The sequence below is a fragment of the uncultured Roseobacter sp. genome (assembly GCF_947488185.1).
GTDB lineage: Bacteria > Pseudomonadota > Alphaproteobacteria > Rhodobacterales > Rhodobacteraceae > Roseobacter.
In genome coordinates, this window is record NZ_CANKYM010000001.1 from 1,127,661 (window position 1) to 1,144,153 (window position 16,493).

Sequence of the window (16,493 nt, forward strand, 5' to 3'; positions counted from 1 at the left end):
TTTAAACATGGGTCTGGGCATAATGCCGATCCGGGTCTTCAAGATGTGGGATGGCGTTGAACATGGTGGGCGACAGCGTGCCGCCAATCGGGAACAGCCGGTGTTGGGAGGTGTTGTAGATGGCCAGTGCCATCTGCGCCATCGCCGTTATGTCGAGCCGGAGCACTTGCCGCATCGCCATGGAGATCAACCCGCCCGAGGTCACCACAAGGGCAGGGCCGTCGCCTTCTGCGATCTCTGCCAGTGCGGCGCCCACCCGGTCTTCGAAATCGCTGAACCGTTCCGGCGCGCCCGCAATCTCGTCACGCTGCCAGTAGGCGAAGACTTTTGGCAAATGGGTGGTGAATCCGACCTGATCGGTTGGAAAAGGGATGCCGTGTTCTTCCTCAAGCGCGCGGGCCAGCGTCAGATACTCCAGCTCATTGAGACGCGCATCCCGGGTGGGCGTCAGCCCGGTGTCCATGGAGCGGGCTGTTTCAATATGCCTTTTCAACGTGCCGGTGTAGAGTCGCACGTGATGCTGATTCTGGTTGCGCAGATGGGTGCCTAGCCAGGCGGATTGTTGATGGCCGAGTGCGCTCAGTTTGTCGTAGCTGGCTTCATCCTGGGCACCGGAATTGGCCTGACCGTGGCGTATGAGAGTGATGTGAGACATTGGCTCTTCATAGGCGAGCGGTCGCGCGGTGGAAAGGGCGGGTGCCTCCGGCGGGCATATTTGCGGAACAATGAATAGACAGGTGCCTCTTATCGGAAACTTTCTGCCGTGAATCCTGTGTGAGGTGTCGGGATTGGGGCTACGGTGGGGGATGCGCCGTCGCTATAGTCGGGCGGAATTTTGTGGGAGACGGGTGCGATGAGCGACAAAATCACCTTTACGCTGGACGGCCAGACGGTTGAGGCCGAGGTGGGTCTGACCATCTGGGAAGTCGCAAACGGTCGTGGGCTGGTGATCCCGCATCTGTGTCACAAACCCGCACCGGGGTATCGCCCGGATGGGAACTGCCGTGCCTGCATGGTCGAGATTGAGGGCGAGCGCACGCTGGCCGCCTCCTGTATTCGTGAGCCTGCCGAGGGTATGGTGGTGACGACCAATTCCGCGCGAGCTGAGGGTGCGCGCAAGATGGTGGTCGAGATGCTGCTGGCGGATCAGCCGGAGCAGGAGGTATCGCACGACAAATCTAGCCATCTGTGGGAGATGGCGGCGCTGAATGGCGTCTCTGAGAGCCGGTTTCCGAAGCTGGAAGAGGGGCGCATTCCGCTGCTCGACGACAGCCATGTGGCGATGTCGGTAAACCTGGATGCCTGCATTCAATGCGGGCTGTGTGTGCGGGCTTGCCGTGAGGTACAGGTGAACGATGTGATTGGCATGGCCGGGCGGGGGCATGATGCCTACCCGACCTTTGATATGGCCGACCCGATGGGGGATAGCACCTGTGTGGCCTGTGGCGAATGTGTGCAGGCCTGTCCGACGGGGGCACTGATGCCCTCAACGGTGGTGAATGAGAACCAGGTGGGGGACAGCGCGGATTTTGACGAAGAGGTCGAGAGCATCTGCCCCTTCTGTGGTGTGGGGTGTCAGGTTTCGCTGAAGGTCAAGGACAACAAGGTTAAATATGTCGAAGGGATCAACGGCCCGGCGAATGAAGGGCGGCTTTGCGTCAAGGGGCGCTTTGGGTTCGACTACATCCATCATGACCACCGGTTGACCAAGCCGCTGATCCGACGTGAGGATGCACCCGCCAAGGGGCTGAATGTGGATCCGGGCAACTGGCAGACGCATTTCCGTGAGGCCAGCTGGGACGAGGCGTTGGATTTTGCCGCTGCGGGCATGAAGGGCCGGGGGCGCGAGATTGCGGGCTTTGGTTCAGCCAAGTGCACAAATGAGGAGGCGTATCTTTTCCAGAAGATGATCCGGCAGGGCTTTGGCCACAACAACGTGGATCACTGCACGCGTCTGTGCCACGCATCCTCGGTGGCGGCGCTGATGGAGAATGTGGGATCGGGTGCCGTGACCGCGACCTTCAACGAGATCGAAAACGCGGATGTGGCGATTGCCATTGGGTGTAACCCGATCGAGAACCATCCCGTGGCGGCGACCTATTTCAAGCAGTTCACCAAGCGGGGTGGCAAGCTGATTGTGATGGACCCGCGCGGACAGGCGCTGAAACGCTTTGCCTCGCACATGCTGCAATTCCGCCCCGGTGCGGATGTGTCGATGCTGAACGCGATCATGCATACGATTGTCGAGGAAGGCCTCTATGATCAGCAGTACATCGACGCCTATACCGAGAACTGGGAGGCGGAAAAGGCGCATCTGGCGGATTTCTCGCCCGAGGCCATGGCCCCGATCTGTGGCATCGAATCCGAAGTGCTGCGCGATGTTGCGCGCACCTTTGCGGGGGCGAAGGCCGCGATGATCTTCTGGGGCATGGGGGTCAGCCAGCACATTCACGGGACGGACAATTCCCGATGCCTGATCAGCCTTGCGCTGATGACCGGGCAGGTGGGGCGCCCCGGTTCCGGCCTGCACCCGCTGCGCGGTCAGAACAACGTGCAGGGGGCGTCGGACGCAGGGCTCATCCCGATGTTCCTGCCGGATTATCAGCCGGTCACGGATGACGGTGTGCGGTCCGCCTTTACCAAGGTCTGGGGCTCTGCGGATTTCTCGAATGAACGCGGTCTGACCGTGACCGAGATCATGGATGCGGTGCATGAGGACAAGATCAGGGGCATGTATGTGCTGGGGGAAAACCCGGCGATGTCCGATCCGGATGTGGAACACGCCCGCGCAGCCTTGGCCAAACTGGATCATCTGGTGGTGCAGGACATCTTCCTGACGGAGACCGCGAATTTCGCCGATGTGATCCTGCCCGCAAGCGCCTTTGCCGAGAAATCGGGCACCGTGACCAATACCAACCGGCAGGTGCAGATGGGCCGTCCGGCGGTGTCCCCGCCCGGTGAGGCGCGGGAAGACTGGTGGATCGAGGTTGAACTGGCAAAGCGGCTGGGCCTTGGCTGGACCTATGAGAGCCCTGCGGATGTCTTTGCCGAGATGAAGCACAATATGCGCAGCCTGGAGAACATCACCTGGGACCGGCTGATGGGTGAAAATGCGGTGACCTACCCGTCGCTCAGCCCGGAAGACCCTGGTCAGGCAATTGTCTTTGGCGATGGATTCCCGCGGCCGGAAGGGCGTGCGCGGTTCACACCCGCCAGTGTGATTGCCCCAGATGACGTGCCGGATGAAGAGTTCCCGATGATCCTGACCACGGGGCGCCAGCTGGAGCATTGGCATACCGGCTCCATGACCCGGCGGTCTGCGGTGTTGGATGGTCTGGAGCCCGAGGCAAACTGTTCGCTGCACCCCTCCACGTTGCGCAAACTGGACGTGGCGCCCGGCGAGCATGTGGTGCTGACCACCAAGCGTGGCAGCATCTCGATCATGGCGCGGGAGGATCGCGCGGTGGCCCCCGATATGGTCTTTGTCCCCTTTGCCTATGTCGAGGCGGCGGCGAATATTCTGACCAACCCGGCAATTGACCCTTATGGCAAGATCCCGGAATTCAAGTTTTCCGCTGTGCGGGTCGAGAAGGCGGAAAAGCAGGTCGCGGCGGAATAGCCGCGACCACGATCATTCATAGCGCACACCCGGGCTGAGAAGCTTGAAGCCGGTGATTTCGAATTCGTACATATCCGAACGGTCCAGTTTTTCCGCCCGGGCGATCAGCGTGCCATCGCGTTGGTGTAAACCGCATGCGCTGTGTGCAAGGCGCGGTAGCAGTATGCTCCGTTGGGATAGTCGTATTTTATCATGAAGGCTCCTTTTGATCGGGTCTACGGCCTGCTGGTGCCCGTTTCTGACAGGAGCCTGATCTTCTCATTTCCAGTGACGACACCTAGGATCGCCAAAAACCGGAGCGCTTTTGTCCATGGTGAACCCTGATCGTTTTCTCGCTGATCTGCACAAGCTGCGGTCCTTCGGAGCCGCTGGCGTCGGCAAGGGTGTTGTGCGCCCGGCCTACTCGGAGGCCGATGTGGCCGCGCGGCGGTGGCTGGCGGACCAAATACGCGCAGCCGGATTGCAGGTCGCGGTTGACCCCATGGGCAATCTCTTTGGCTTGACGGAAGGTCCGTCCGTTCTGCTGGGCTCGCACAGTGACAGCCAGCCCGAGGGTGGTTGGCTGGATGGCGCCCTTGGCGTGATTGCCGCATTGGAGATTGCCCGCGCTGCGCGCGAAAATGATGGGCCGCCTGTCTCGGTTGTCTCCTTTCAGGATGAGGAAGGCCGCTTTGGCGTGACGACAGGATCTGCGGTCTGGTCAGGCCACATGTCGCAGAGGCAGGCAGATGCGCTGACGGATCACTCGGGCGTTCCGCTTTCAAAGGCGCGGCAGGCTGTGGCGGATATGGTCACGGGCGAGGTTGATCCCGCGCAGTTCACCGGGTTCATCGAGATGCATATCGAACAGGGTCCCACGCTGGACACGAGCGGAGAAAGAATCGGGGTGGTCACGGATATCGTCGGTATTCGCGACATGAAAGTCACCTTTGAGGGGCAGCAAAACCATGCTGGCACAACCCCGATGCCACTGCGCCGGGATGCGTTTCAGGCTGTGTCAGCTTTCAACACGCTGCTGAACGACCGGTTTCAGAACGTAGCAACCCCGCAGACGGTCTGGACCATTGGGCATGTTAGCCTGCATCCCAATGCCTCCTCGATTGTGCCGGGGCGGGCGGTGTTTTCGATGCAGTGGCGGGATGCCGACGTGGATCGGTTGCAGCGCATGGAGCAGATTATCCGTGAAACTGCGGCGGAGGTCACCGCGGCACGAGATATGGTGTTGAGCTATGGACCGCTCCTTGGCTTGGAGCCGGTTGCCATGGATACGGATCTGCAAGAGGCTCTGGCGATTTCGGCAGAGGCTATTGTCCCGGGTAAATGGCGCAGAATGACATCCGGCGCGCTGCACGATGCCACCAATGTGTCGCGATTGATGCCGGTTGCCATGCTGTTTGTGCCATCGATTGATGGCATCAGCCACGCGTTTGAGGAAGATACCGGTGAAGCGGATCTGGTGACGGGTCTGAAAGTGCTGGCGCAGGCGGTTGGGGTGCGCGCCTAAGGGTGGCCTGAAGCCCACCCTACCTGCTGTCTGCCAGCGGTCAGCTCCAGGCGACGTCGCCGAGGAAGATGTAGCCTGCACCATAGATCGTTTTGATCAGCTGCGGGTTCTTCGGATCTTCGCGCAGCTTGGTGCGCAGGCGTGAGATGCGCACGTCCATCGCCCGGTCAAAGCTTTCGCTGGCGGCACCCCCCAGATGGTCCTGCATCTGCGCCCGGCTGATCAGCCGTTTGGGATTTTCAAGAAACAGGCGGAGCACTTCGCCTTCCGCATGGGAAAAGGGCGTTTGTTGTCCCTCCGCGTCTTCTATCAGATATTGGTCGAAAAACACCTGCCACCCGGCAAAGCGGGCAATCTGGCCTGCTGCGGCTGCGGGCTTCGAGGTGCGCAAACGGGCCCGGATGCGGGCAACGACCTCTGCCGGGTCGAAGGGCTTGATGATGTAGTCATCCGCGCCCAGTTCCAGACCGGTCACCTTATCCTGCACCAGCGCCCGGCCCGAGATAATGATGACAATAGCCCCCTGTTCCAGAGCCAACTTGTGCACCAGCGTCAGGCCATCCGTGTCGGGCAGCGATAGATCGACAAGACAGACGTCCGGTTGATGCTGCGCCAGTGCCGCGGTGAAGGCCTGCGCGCGGGCAAAGCTCAGCGTGCGAAAGCCTGCCTCCTCCAGCGCGTCGGTCAGCATGGTACGGATGGCCGGTTCATCGTCGAGGATGGTCACCAAGGGTGCGGTCATGAGGCGATTGCCTTGCTGTTTGACGGGCCCAGGACGGCGCTGATGTCCTCTGCCGTAAATGGTTTTTGCAGCAGAGGCGCAATTCTCTGGGCGGATTGGTACAGCGCGTGGTCCGCAGGCAGGGAGGTCATCAGGATAACCGGCACGACACCGATCAGACGCTGTGCGAGGTCGATGCCCGTAGCGTCTCCGGCCAGTTGAATATCTGAAAGCACCAGTGAGATTTCCGGCAGATCCGCCATCAATGCGCTGGCTTCATCGGCGCTGACCGCTTCAATGACCGAGTGATTCAGATCTGTCAGCATATCGCGGTAGAGGGCGCGCAGATCATCGCGGTCTTCCACCAGCAGCACCAGCGCCTGTGGGGTTTCCACGGCCGGTCTGAAGGGCAGCCGCAGCACCACGCGGGCGCCGGTATCGGTGTTTTCCAATCGCAGATCGCCGCCTGCGAGCTTGGTCATATCGTAGACCATCGGCAGCCCGAGCCCGGACCCTTCGGCCCCTTTGGTGGTGAAAAACGGATCGAACCCGTGGCTGAGTGCGCGGTCCGAAAAGCCCGGCCCCGTGTCCGTGACCTGCCATTCAATCCAGGTGTCATGCACGATGCGCAGCCTGACGAGAATGCGACCCGTCGCGCCACAGGCATCACGGGCGTTGAGGATGAGATTCAACAGGCTGTCCGTCGCCATGCCACCGTCCAGCATCACCAGACCCTCGGGCGCAGACACATCCAGATCCAGCGCGATGCCCTCTGGCAAGGTGTGATCCGCAAGTCTGCGCAGGTCGTCCATCAACTGACGAAGACTGGTGGCGCTGGGGCGCAGCGCGCGCTGTTCGGTCATGCCTGCAATGCTGCTCAGCAGAGCACCCCCCCGTCGGGCTGCGGCCAGTGTGCCTTCTGCCATTTCGATCACGTCACCGGGCAGCTCCTGGTGCCGCAAGAGCTTGGATTGCAGCCCCAGAATGATCGTGAGCAGGTTGGAGAAGTCATGGGTCAGGCCAGAGGTCATCTGGGCTGCCAAAGCACGGCGGTGGGTTTGCTGCAAGGCCACGCGGGCCTGCATTTCGGCAGTCACATCCATGGACAGAATGTAGATACCCCCCCGGGTGTCGGGGGTAAACGCCGCCCGGATGCGGCGTGCACTGGCATCATCGGTGAACTCGAAAACGGAGGCCTGTCCCCCGTAGGCCTGCTCCAGATGCGGCACGATCCGGTTGTAGGCAGAGGCGCCCAGGGCGCTGCTGATGTGCATGCCATGAATGTCTGAGGGGCGTCCCGGGATCACGGCGTTGAGTTGTCGGTTGGAATAGGTGTAGTGCCCTGCTGCATCGATATGCGCGATATGCGCGGGCATCATTTCCGTGGTGAGCCGGGTGCGGGCTTCGATCTCCGTCAGCTCACGCTTGGCTTCCTGCAGCGCGGCATTCATGGCAGCCAGCGCGCGGTTCGTGCTGGAGAGTTCCTCTGCATAGGTGTTGAGCTGATCGGACAATTCCTCCGACCGGCTTTGCAGCAAGGCCTCCTGTCGCTTGGTGCGCGTGATGTCCGTGTAAACCGTGACCCACCCACCCTGGGGCAGCGGGGCACCTTCGACGCTGATGATGCGCCCGTTTGAGCGTGTGCGTTCCATGTAGTGCGGCTCGAACGCGCGGGCCTGTTCCACCCGTTCAGCCACAAAGGCGTCAATGTCGGTCACATCGCCGTACTCCCCGCGCCTGACCAGATGCCGGATCGTATCCTCGAAAGTGGCACCCGGTGTGACCAACGCATCCGGCAGGTCGAACATGCGTTGAAACGGGCCGTTGCAGACGGCCAGTTGCAGGTCGGAATCGTAGATCGTCAGAGACTGACCGATCAGGTTGAGACCGGCAGCGGTCAGCTCCTGCGTTCTGGAATCGGAAAGGGCCAATGCTGCTCCTGTGACTGCGCGCGGACGGCGCAAACCTATCATGGATTGAGATGGTGAAAATCCAAATCGTCCGACACAGCGGTGTGAGAGATGCGTGTAACAATTCGTAAGGATTGAGAAATCATAACGAAAAAGTTGACGCCGAGCCTAAAAGCAACATTGTTACTGATATGACGGCGTCAGCGCCGCGCTTGTCTGCAAAAGACAAGGTCTGGGAGGACAACAGTTGACTGATCGCACCAAGGGCGCTGACGGACCGCAGTCCGTTCCGGCGCTGTTGCACCGCAATGCCACCGAGTTTGCGAACGCGCCTGCGTATCGTGAAAAAGAGTATGGCATCTGGCAGAGCTGGACATGGGCGGAGACGCGCGAAGAGATCGAAGCGCTGGCGCTGGGCCTGCTGGATCTGGGGGTAGCCGAAGGGGATTTTGTCGCGATCATCGGGCGTAACCGGCCCAAGCTCTATTGGTCCATGGTGGCGGCCGAGATGTGCGGCGCCGTGCCCGTGCCGCTCTACCAGGATGCGGTTGCGGAAGAGATGTCATATGTGCTGAGCCATTGCGGCGCGCGCTTTGTTATTGTGGGCGATCAGGAGCAGGTCGATAAGGTGATCGAAGTGCAGGCCGAGTTGCCGAACTTCGAGCAGATGATCTACCTCGACCCCCGGGGCTTGCGGAAATACGATCATTCCAGGCTGCATCAATACAGCCACATTCAGGACGTCGGGCGCGCCAAGCGCGATGAGCTGTTGGGCGAGCTGACAGCGCGACAGGATAAGCTCGACTACGACAGCACCTGTGTGATGCTCTATACCTCCGGCACGACCGGCAAGCCCAAGGGCGTGGTGCTGAGCAATCGCAATGTGATCGAGACCTCGAAATCCTCCTCTGAATTCGATGATCTGCGGCAGAGCGATGATATTCTGGCGTACCTGCCGATGGCCTGGGTGGGGGATTTCATCTTCTCGGTGGGTCAGGCAATGTGGACCGGGTTCTGCACCAATTGCCCGGAAAGCGCAGACACGATGCATGTGGATCTTCGGGAAATCGGGCCGACCTATTACTTCGCGCCGCCGCGGGTGTTCGAGACGCAGCTGACCAATGTGATGATCCGCATGGAGGACGCAGGGCGCTTCAAGAAGTGGCTGTTCGATGTCTGCATGGCACAAGCGCGCAAGGTGGGCCCTGCGATTCTGGATGGTCAGCCGGTGAGCCAGTGGGACCGGTTCAAGTATAATCTGGGCGAGTTGTTTATCTACGGACCATTGAAGAACACGCTGGGCTTCAGCCGGGTGCGTGTCGGGTATACGGCGGGCGAGGCAATCGGACCGGAAATCTTTGATTTTTATCGGTCTTTGGGCATCAATCTCAAGCAGCTCTATGGTCAGACCGAGGCAACGGTGTTCATCACGGCACAGCCCGATGGCGAGGTGCGCAGCGATACGGTTGGCGTGTGTTGCCCGGGCGTCGAGTTGAAGATCGCGGAGAATGGCGAGGTCTTCTATCGCTCGCCCGGGGTGTTCGTGGAGTACTACAAGAACGCCGAAAGCACCGCTGATACCAAAGATGCCGAGGGCTGGGTGGCCACGGGTGATGCGGGATTTGTTGAGGAGGACACCGGGCATCTTCGCATCATCGATCGCGCAAAGGATGTGGGGCAGATGGCGGATGGATCGCTGTTTGCTCCCAAGTATGTTGAGAACAAACTGAAATTTTTCCCCAATATTCTGGAGGCTGTGGTCTTTGGTAACGGGCGCGATGAATGCACGGCCTTCATCAACATCGACCTCACGGCGGTGGGCAATTGGGCGGAGCGGAACAACATTGGCTATGCGTCTTATCAGGAGCTGGCCCGGCATCCGCAGGTGATGGACACGATCCAGGCTCATGTGGAGGAGGTGAATACCTCCATCGCGCAGGACGAGATGCTGTCAGGCTGCCAGGTGCACCGCTTTGTCGTGCTGCACAAGGAGCTGGACGCGGACGATGGCGAGTTGACGCGGACCCGGAAGGTGCGGCGGCGGATCATCGAGGAGAAATATGCGGATATTATAGCCGCGCTTTACGATGGATCGACGTCGATAAGCACGGTCACGGAAGTGACCTATGAGGACGGGCGCAAGGGTTCGATTTCGGCAACTTTGGAAGTGCGATCAGCAGCGGTACAAGCCGTGGCGCAGAAGATGGCGGCGGAATGATGGGACGACGCTCGGCTGCGCCATCGCCCCGCCCACCCTCCCGCAGGGTGCGCTTAGAACTCTGTGATTGGTCCGTTGTAGGCGGCGCTGACCGCGCGGCTGATGTGGAACCTTGTGGAGAAGCCGCGCAGGGTCGCGTCGATGTCGTGAATGGCTTCGGTACGGGTGAGGCCGCGGCTTTTGCGTTTGGCGGCCATCGAGATCAGGCAGGTGCGTTCCCAATCGCTGTGCATTGTGACGATCCTTTTTGCTGCTCCGTTCGTCACCTTAAACAGAGAATGGTTAATTTATCGCGGAGTTGGCGCACGGCGGGGGTAAACCATGCTTGATCAGACGGAAGGCTACACCACCGAGGACGGCCGTAAGATCGGCGGCGTGGTCATGGAGATGCGCAATATTACCCTGCGATTCGGGGGGGTTGAGGCGATCAAGGACATCTCCTTTGATATTCGCGAAGGGGAAATTCGCGCGATCATCGGGCCCAATGGGGCGGGTAAATCTTCGATGTTGAATGTCATCTCGGGGTTCTACGTGCCCCAGGAGGGACAGGTGTTCTACAAGGGTGCGCCGCGGCCGCCGATGAAGCCCTATCAGGTGGCACAACAGGGGATCGCGCGGACGTTTCAGAACATTGCATTGTTCGAAGGCATGAGCGTGCTCGACAACGTGATGACCGGGCGGCTGACCCATATGAAGACCGGGCTGTTTTCGCAGTCGTTCTGGCTGGGCAAGGCGGAGAAAGAGGAAACCGAGAACCGGGAAGTCGCTGAAAAGATCATCGACTTTCTGGAAATTCAGGCGATCCGCAAGACGCCTGTCTCGCGGCTGCCGTATGGGCTGAAAAAGCGGGTGGAGCTGGCGCGGGCGCTGGCGGCGGAGCCGTCGCTACTGCTGCTGGACGAGCCCATGGCGGGCATGAACGTTGAGGAAAAGGAGGACATGAGCCGCTTTATCCTTGATGTGAATGACGAGTTCGGCACGACCATTGCGCTGATCGAGCATGACATGGGTGTGGTCATGGACCTCTCTGACCGGGTCGTTGTGATGGACTACGGCAAGAAGATCGGCGACGGGACACCGTCTGAGGTGCGCGGCAATCAGGCGGTGATCGACGCCTATCTGGGGGTCGCGCATGACTGAATTAGCCCGGTCAGTGACGCGTCTGTTTTGGGTCGGTATCGCGTCGGTATTACGTTGGTGCGTGGCGAACGGTCGGCCCAGCAAGTATTTAGATCTTCATTTGGGCGTGGTGCCTGTGTTCTGTGCGGCGCGAACATACGCTCACGAACACTCCACTCCTGTTATATTTTTTGAACAAAAGGTTAACCATCGGCGGATTGTTTCCGTGGTACCACCCAAGCATGGGCGAGATCATGCTTAGTCTGCCGGCGATCCTGTCCTTCATGCAATGCCGCGCCCCTCGGGCCGGTGTCACAGAGCAGACGGACAATGGATACCTTTTGGAGGGTACAATGAGTAATTGGTGGTTAATGGGCGCGTTCGCTCTTGGAAGTCTAGTTTACACGAGCACGGACGCGGAAGCAGCGCCGCAGTTCTGTGCGGAGCCGAGCCCGGCGATGCAGGAGACTTGCGAGGTTTATCAGTCGTATTGCGCGGCTTATCTGGAGGACCCGTCCTCGCTGGATCGCTCAACCTTGCGCGAAATTCCCAGTGGCGCGCGGGCGCGATTTGCAGCGAGCGAGTTGACGCAGGTCACGCTGGGGTATTTGACGACGCCGAACCCGCAGGTGGCTGTAGTTTATGGTGATGAATATCCGTCGTGCGAACTGCTGATGACGGGGATGCAATACTCGGATCTCTTAATCGCGTATCGCGACTGGCGCGGCGGCGAGGGGGCCAAGTTTGCGGCCACGGCCCCCTTCGAGCCGGTGTCGAAACGCGAAATGCCGCGGGCCTATGCGGCGGTGTTTTTGGCTGCGCCCCGTGAAGATGGGCGAGTCACGGAGATCACCCTGAACTGGAACCTGAGCGAGGCGGGTCTGACCCGGCTCAAAGTCTCATATCAACCTGAGCGCGAGCACACGCGGCTTCTGCTGGGACAAGGAGCAAACTGATGCCGGAACAGCTGGCCTTTACCATCGAGGTGTTTCTGAACGGGCTCATGGCGGGGGTGCTCTATGCGCTCGTCGCGCTGGGCTTTGTTCTGATCTACAAGGCCAGTGGCATCTTCAACTTTGCGCAAGGGGTCATGGCGCTGTTCGCGGCCATGACCCTTTACGGGATCATGAATGGGCAGGTGCCCTTTGCCCATCTGATCAACGCGATTTTCGGCACGGAGATCCACTACTTTGGCTGGAACGTGCCGGCCCTGGCGGCGATCTTGCTGACCATAGGGGTGATGATCCTGCTCGCCTGGATGGTGCAGCGGTTTATCTTTCGATACTTGGTCGGGCAGGAACCGATTATCCTGTTCATGGCGACCATTGGGCTGGCGTATTTCCTTGAGGGTGTGGGCGACCTCATGTGGGGCTCTGACATCAAGACGCTGGATGTTGGCCTGCCGCAGGGGATCAACGAGACCATTGATGAGACTACCTTCGGGTGGTTCGGTTACGGCTTCTTTATCGACAATCTGGACATTGTGGCGAGCATCGTGGCGATCATTCTGGTGGCGGCGCTGGTGATGTTCGCGCAGTATACCAAGCAGGGGCGCGCGATGCGGGCGGTGGCCGATGACCATCAGGCGGCGCTCTCGGTTGGTGTGTCGCTGAATTTCATCTGGATATTGGTGTGGTCGCTCGCAGGCTTTGTGGCCCTGGTGGCGGGTATCATGTGGGGGGCTAAATCCGGCGTGCAGTTCTCTCTGTCGCTGATTGCCTTGAAGGCGCTGCCGGTGCTGATGCTAGGTGGGTTCACCTCGATTCCGGGCGCGATTGTCGGCGGGTTGATCATCGGCGTGGGCGAGAAGCTTTTCGAATTCCTGATCGGTGCGCCTTACCTCGGCGGGGCCACCGAGAACTGGTTCGCCTACATGCTGGCGCTGCTGTTTCTTGTATTCCGCCCGCAGGGCTTGTTCGGGGAGAAGATCATTGAACGGGTTTGACGGGCGTTTTGTAAAAACCTCTGGGGGAGGTTTTGAGCCCGGCAAAGGGCGGAGCCCCGGATGGGACACTGCCTTGAAAAGGTCCAGTGGACCTTTTCGTGTCCTCAAAGGGCGGCAGCATGGGGATGTGCGCTACTCTTCCAAGCTGCGGAACAGCGCCACGGTGAGTGCGGCTAGGATCGTGACCCCTAACGTGAGCGCCAGGTTCATGTCCCCGAAGACCAGCATGGCAAAGCAAAGGCAGACGCCGACGACACCAAGACAGATGACGATTCCAAAGCCCCATGTCATGGAGTTGGAGAGTTTTTTCTCTTGCGGTTCGGCAGGACTCTCGGTTCCGACGAATTCGGTTTCGACGACATCGACACTGTCGATCAGCAGCGCCCGCTGCGCTGTATATTCCACGTCCGTAATCTCGCCGCGCGCCAGACGGGCGTCCAGCTCGCGCAGATCTTTCAGGATGGCCGTCATCAGTCCCACTCCTGCCCCCACGCTTGGGTGTGGCAGGGGAAATGGGGCGAAATTGGGAAAATCCGTGAAAGATTGTGAAGTGGTTAACGCCTCTGGGCAGAGCGCCCTGACATGAGCCTGTCCAGTGATATCGTCTTTTGGAGCGCTGCGGCGACCGCGTCCATCGCGGCCGGCGTCTGCCTTTGGATCGTGGCCGTCATGACGTTTATGGAATGGTCGGGGGCCCTGGGCGGGGCGCCGTCACCCCGGGATCGAGCGGTCACGCTTGTTGCTTTGGGCACCGGCGTACTCGCCACCGCGATACCGGTTGCCTTCATGATCGTGAGGGTGCGCGGGCGCGGAGTGCCGCGGTCTCTGAAGGCTGGGGCCCTATCGGTCGCGCTCGTCACTCTGGGGCTCGCGGCCTATGCAGCATTGGCCGATTTTGCTGACTTTGTCTGGTTCGGTGCGCCTTTGGCGCTTTTGGGCGGGTCGCTTCTGATCATGATACTCTCTCACAAGAAAGGGCTGTCGGATGTTCTATCGTGAAGCCGGAGACTTCAGCACCACCTACCCACAGGACAGCCAGACCTTTCCGATCAAGTTCGACCGGTGGCGGTACTACGCGGTGCTGTTCATCGCAGTGGTGATCATCCCCTTTGTGATCAATGATTATTGGGTCAATTCGATCTTCATGCCGTTCCTGATCTACGCGATCGCGGCGATCGGGCTGAACATCCTGGTGGGCTATTGCGGGCAGGTGAGCCTTGGCACGGGCGGGTTCATGGCCGTGGGCGCCTACGCCTGCTACAAGCTGATGACGGGCTTTCCGGAGGTCAGCATGTTCATCCATGTGCTGCTGGCCGGTGGGATCACGGCGATGGTCGGCGTGCTCTTTGGCCTGCCGTCCTTGCGGATCAAAGGCTTCTATCTGGCGGTAGCGACGCTGGCCGCGCAGTTCTTCCTGGTGTGGCTTTTCAACAAGGTGAGCTGGTTTTACAACTACTCGGCCTCCGGCCAGATCAACGCGCCCGAGCGGGATACCTTCGGCATCCTGATCACCGGACCCAACACCGAGGCCTGGGCCACCTATATGTTCTGCCTGATCTTCACGATCTTTTCGGCGGTGGTCGCGCGCAACCTGACGCGCGGGTCCGTGGGGCGGCAGTGGATGGCGATCCGGGATATGGATATCGCCGCCGAGATCATCGGGGTGAACCCGCTCAAGGCCAAGCTGACGGCCTTTGCGGTGAGCTCTTTCTTCGTGGGAATCTCCGGTGCGCTCTTCTTCGCGGTCTATCTGGGCGCTGTGGAAGTGGGCGAGGCCTTCGGCATCACCAAGTCGTTCCTCGTGCTCTTCATGATCATCATCGGCGGGCTGGGGTCGATCTTCGGTTCCTTCGCGGGGGCCGCTTTTCTCGTGCTGCTGCCGGTCGCGCTCAAGGTGATCGGTGTGGACTGGCTGGGCTGGCCCACGGATATCGTGGCGCATCTCAACCTGGTGATCGTCGGCGGGCTGATCGTGGTCTTCCTGATCGCGGAACCGCATGGGCTGGCGCAGCTCTGGCGGGTGGCCAAGGAGAAACTCAGGCTGTGGCCATTCCCACACTGAGCAACAGACAGGTAGGGTGGGCTTTCAGGCCACCCTCAACAAGAAAAACAGCGCCGGGCAACCGGCACATCGGACAAAAACCAAGGGAGGTAACACCGATGAATTGTAAACTGGGAACATGGGCCGTGGCAGGCCTGATGGCGGCAAGCCCCGTGATGGCGGATCTTGTCTTTCCATCGCTGAGCTACCGCACCGGGCCATATGCTGCGGGCGGTATTCCGTTTGCCGACGGCTACGCGGACTACTTTACGCTTCTGAACGAACGCGACGGTGGCATCGGCGGCGTCATGACGCGCGTGCTGGAGTGCGAGACCGGCTACAACACCGAAAAAGGGGTGGAGTGTTACGAGAGCACCAAGGGCGAAGGCGCTCTGGTCTATCAGCCGCTCTCCACTGGGATCACCTATCAGCTGATCCCCAAGGCCACCGCCGATGACATCCCGATCCACTCCATGGGCTATGGTCGGACATCCGCTGCCAATGGTGATGTGTTCAGCCATGTCTTCAACTACCCGGCCAACTACTGGAATGGTGCATCTGCCGCGATCAACCATATTCTGGACCTGAATGGCGGCGACATCTCGGGCAAGAAGATCGCGCTGGTCTATCACAACTCCGCCTACGGCAAGGAGCCGATCCGGACGCTGGAGAAACTCTCCGAAAAACACGGGTTTGAGCTGAGCCTGCTGGCCGTCGATCACCCCGGTCAGGAGCAAAAATCCCAGTGGCTGCAGATCCGCCGTGAAAAGCCCGACAACGTGATCATGTATGGCTGGGGCGTGATGAACCAGGTGGCTGTGCAGGAAGCGGCAAACATCCGTTTCCCGATGGAGAATTTCATCGGCATCTGGTGGTCCGGTGCGGAGATCGACGTGCAGCCAGCGGGCGATAAGGCCAATGGCTACAAGGCGCTCGCGCTGACGGCGGTGGGCGACGACTTCCCGCTCTATGATGAGCTGCGCCAATACGTGGTCGATGCGGGCAAAGCCGCAGGCGCGGGTGATCAGCTCGGCACCGTACCCTACAACCGCGGGATCTATGCTGCCATGCTGGCCGCCGAGGCGGTGAAAGTGGCGCAGAAGATGCACGGCACCGATGACATCACCTCCGGCCAGATGCGCGACGGGATGGAGAACCTCGTGATCACCGAAGAGCTGATGACTGAACTGGGCCTGCCGAACTTCGGCCCGACTTTCTCTGTCTCCTGCCAGAACCATGGGGGCGAGGGTCTGGTGGCCGTCACGCAGTGGGATGCGGCAGCGGGCGAGTTCGTGACGATCTCGGACTTTGCACCCACGGACATGGATGTCATCCAGCCGCTGATCGATGAGGATTCCGCTGCCTACAAGGCGGAGAACAACATAGAAAGCAACTGTAACTAAAACCATTGCCCCG

General features: G+C 60.1%; 14 protein-coding genes. 9 read left to right on the forward strand and 5 right to left on the reverse strand.

The window, feature by feature from the left end:
* Position 1: 1 nt before the first annotated feature.
* Positions 2-655 carry a histidine phosphatase family protein gene (locus Q1A52_RS05655; RefSeq protein WP_300011984.1) on the reverse strand — a complete coding sequence of 218 codons (654 nt, stop codon included), beginning with the start codon at positions 653-655 and terminating at the stop codon, positions 2-4.
* A 198-nt stretch (positions 656-853) separates the two neighbouring features.
* Here Q1A52_RS05655 and fdhF point away from each other — a divergent pair, with 198 nt between their 5' ends.
* Positions 854-3,619: a formate dehydrogenase subunit alpha gene (fdhF, locus tag Q1A52_RS05660; protein ID WP_300011987.1), complete on the forward strand. Its 2,766-nt coding sequence runs from the start codon at positions 854-856 to the stop codon at positions 3,617-3,619.
* Between the two features lie 310 nt (positions 3,620-3,929).
* Positions 3,930-5,123 carry a hydantoinase/carbamoylase family amidase gene (locus Q1A52_RS05665; protein WP_300011990.1) on the forward strand — a complete coding sequence of 398 codons (1,194 nt, stop codon included), beginning with the start codon at positions 3,930-3,932 and terminating at the stop codon, positions 5,121-5,123.
* A gap of 40 nt (positions 5,124-5,163) precedes the next feature.
* Here Q1A52_RS05665 and Q1A52_RS05670 read toward each other — a convergent pair whose 3' ends face one another.
* Both Q1A52_RS05670 and Q1A52_RS05675 read right to left on the reverse strand, forming a co-directional pair.
* A complete protein-coding gene (locus Q1A52_RS05670) occupies positions 5,164-5,865 on the reverse strand; it encodes a response regulator transcription factor (RefSeq protein ID WP_299860130.1) in 702 nt (233 codons plus the stop codon).
* Positions 5,862-7,775 carry a PAS-domain containing protein gene (locus Q1A52_RS05675; protein ID WP_300011993.1) on the reverse strand — a complete coding sequence of 638 codons (1,914 nt, stop codon included), beginning with the start codon at positions 7,773-7,775 and terminating at the stop codon, positions 5,862-5,864. Before Q1A52_RS05675 ends, Q1A52_RS05670 begins: the two co-directional genes overlap by 4 nt.
* Positions 7,776-8,001: 226 nt before the next feature.
* On the opposite strand from Q1A52_RS05675, the gene Q1A52_RS05680 reads away from it, so the two are divergent.
* On the forward strand, positions 8,002-9,972 hold the full coding sequence (locus Q1A52_RS05680) for an AMP-binding protein (RefSeq protein ID WP_299826240.1): 1,971 nt from the start codon (positions 8,002-8,004) through the stop codon (positions 9,970-9,972).
* A gap of 53 nt (positions 9,973-10,025) precedes the next feature.
* Here Q1A52_RS05680 and Q1A52_RS05685 read toward each other — a convergent pair whose 3' ends face one another.
* Entirely contained in the window at positions 10,026-10,205 is a 180-nt protein-coding gene (locus Q1A52_RS05685; RefSeq protein WP_300011997.1) for a hypothetical protein, read from the reverse strand.
* A gap of 88 nt (positions 10,206-10,293) precedes the next feature.
* On the opposite strand from Q1A52_RS05685, the gene Q1A52_RS05690 reads away from it, so the two are divergent.
* The 3 genes from Q1A52_RS05690 to Q1A52_RS05700 all read left to right on the forward strand — a co-directional run bounded on the left by Q1A52_RS05690 (position 10,294) and on the right by Q1A52_RS05700 (position 13,036).
* Entirely contained in the window at positions 10,294-11,112 is an 819-nt protein-coding gene (locus Q1A52_RS05690; protein ID WP_300012000.1) for an ABC transporter ATP-binding protein, read from the forward strand.
* A gap of 221 nt (positions 11,113-11,333) precedes the next feature.
* Positions 11,334-12,047: a hypothetical protein gene (locus Q1A52_RS05695; RefSeq protein WP_300012003.1), complete on the forward strand. Its 714-nt coding sequence runs from the start codon at positions 11,334-11,336 to the stop codon at positions 12,045-12,047.
* On the forward strand, positions 12,047-13,036 hold the full coding sequence (locus tag Q1A52_RS05700) for a branched-chain amino acid ABC transporter permease (RefSeq protein ID WP_300012006.1): 990 nt from the start codon (positions 12,047-12,049) through the stop codon (positions 13,034-13,036). The genes Q1A52_RS05695 and Q1A52_RS05700 overlap by 1 nt, the downstream gene beginning before the upstream one ends.
* 132 nt (positions 13,037-13,168) lie before the next feature.
* On the opposite strand, the gene Q1A52_RS05705 is transcribed toward Q1A52_RS05700, so the two are convergent.
* Positions 13,169-13,507 carry an SHOCT domain-containing protein gene (locus Q1A52_RS05705; RefSeq protein ID WP_300012008.1) on the reverse strand — a complete coding sequence of 113 codons (339 nt, stop codon included), beginning with the start codon at positions 13,505-13,507 and terminating at the stop codon, positions 13,169-13,171.
* 111 nt (positions 13,508-13,618) lie between these two features.
* On the opposite strand from Q1A52_RS05705, the gene Q1A52_RS05710 reads away from it, so the two are divergent.
* The 3 genes from Q1A52_RS05710 to Q1A52_RS05720 all read left to right on the forward strand — a co-directional run bounded on the left by Q1A52_RS05710 (position 13,619) and on the right by Q1A52_RS05720 (position 16,480).
* Positions 13,619-14,035, forward strand: coding sequence for a hypothetical protein (locus Q1A52_RS05710; protein WP_300012012.1), 417 nt, complete (start codon positions 13,619-13,621; stop codon positions 14,033-14,035).
* Positions 14,022-15,098, forward strand: coding sequence for a branched-chain amino acid ABC transporter permease (locus Q1A52_RS05715; RefSeq protein WP_299826251.1), 1,077 nt, complete (start codon positions 14,022-14,024; stop codon positions 15,096-15,098). The genes Q1A52_RS05710 and Q1A52_RS05715 overlap by 14 nt, the downstream gene beginning before the upstream one ends.
* A 98-nt stretch (positions 15,099-15,196) precedes the next feature.
* A complete protein-coding gene (locus tag Q1A52_RS05720) occupies positions 15,197-16,480 on the forward strand; it encodes an ABC transporter substrate-binding protein (RefSeq protein WP_300012016.1) in 1,284 nt (427 codons plus the stop codon).
* Positions 16,481-16,493 lie beyond the last annotated feature (13 nt).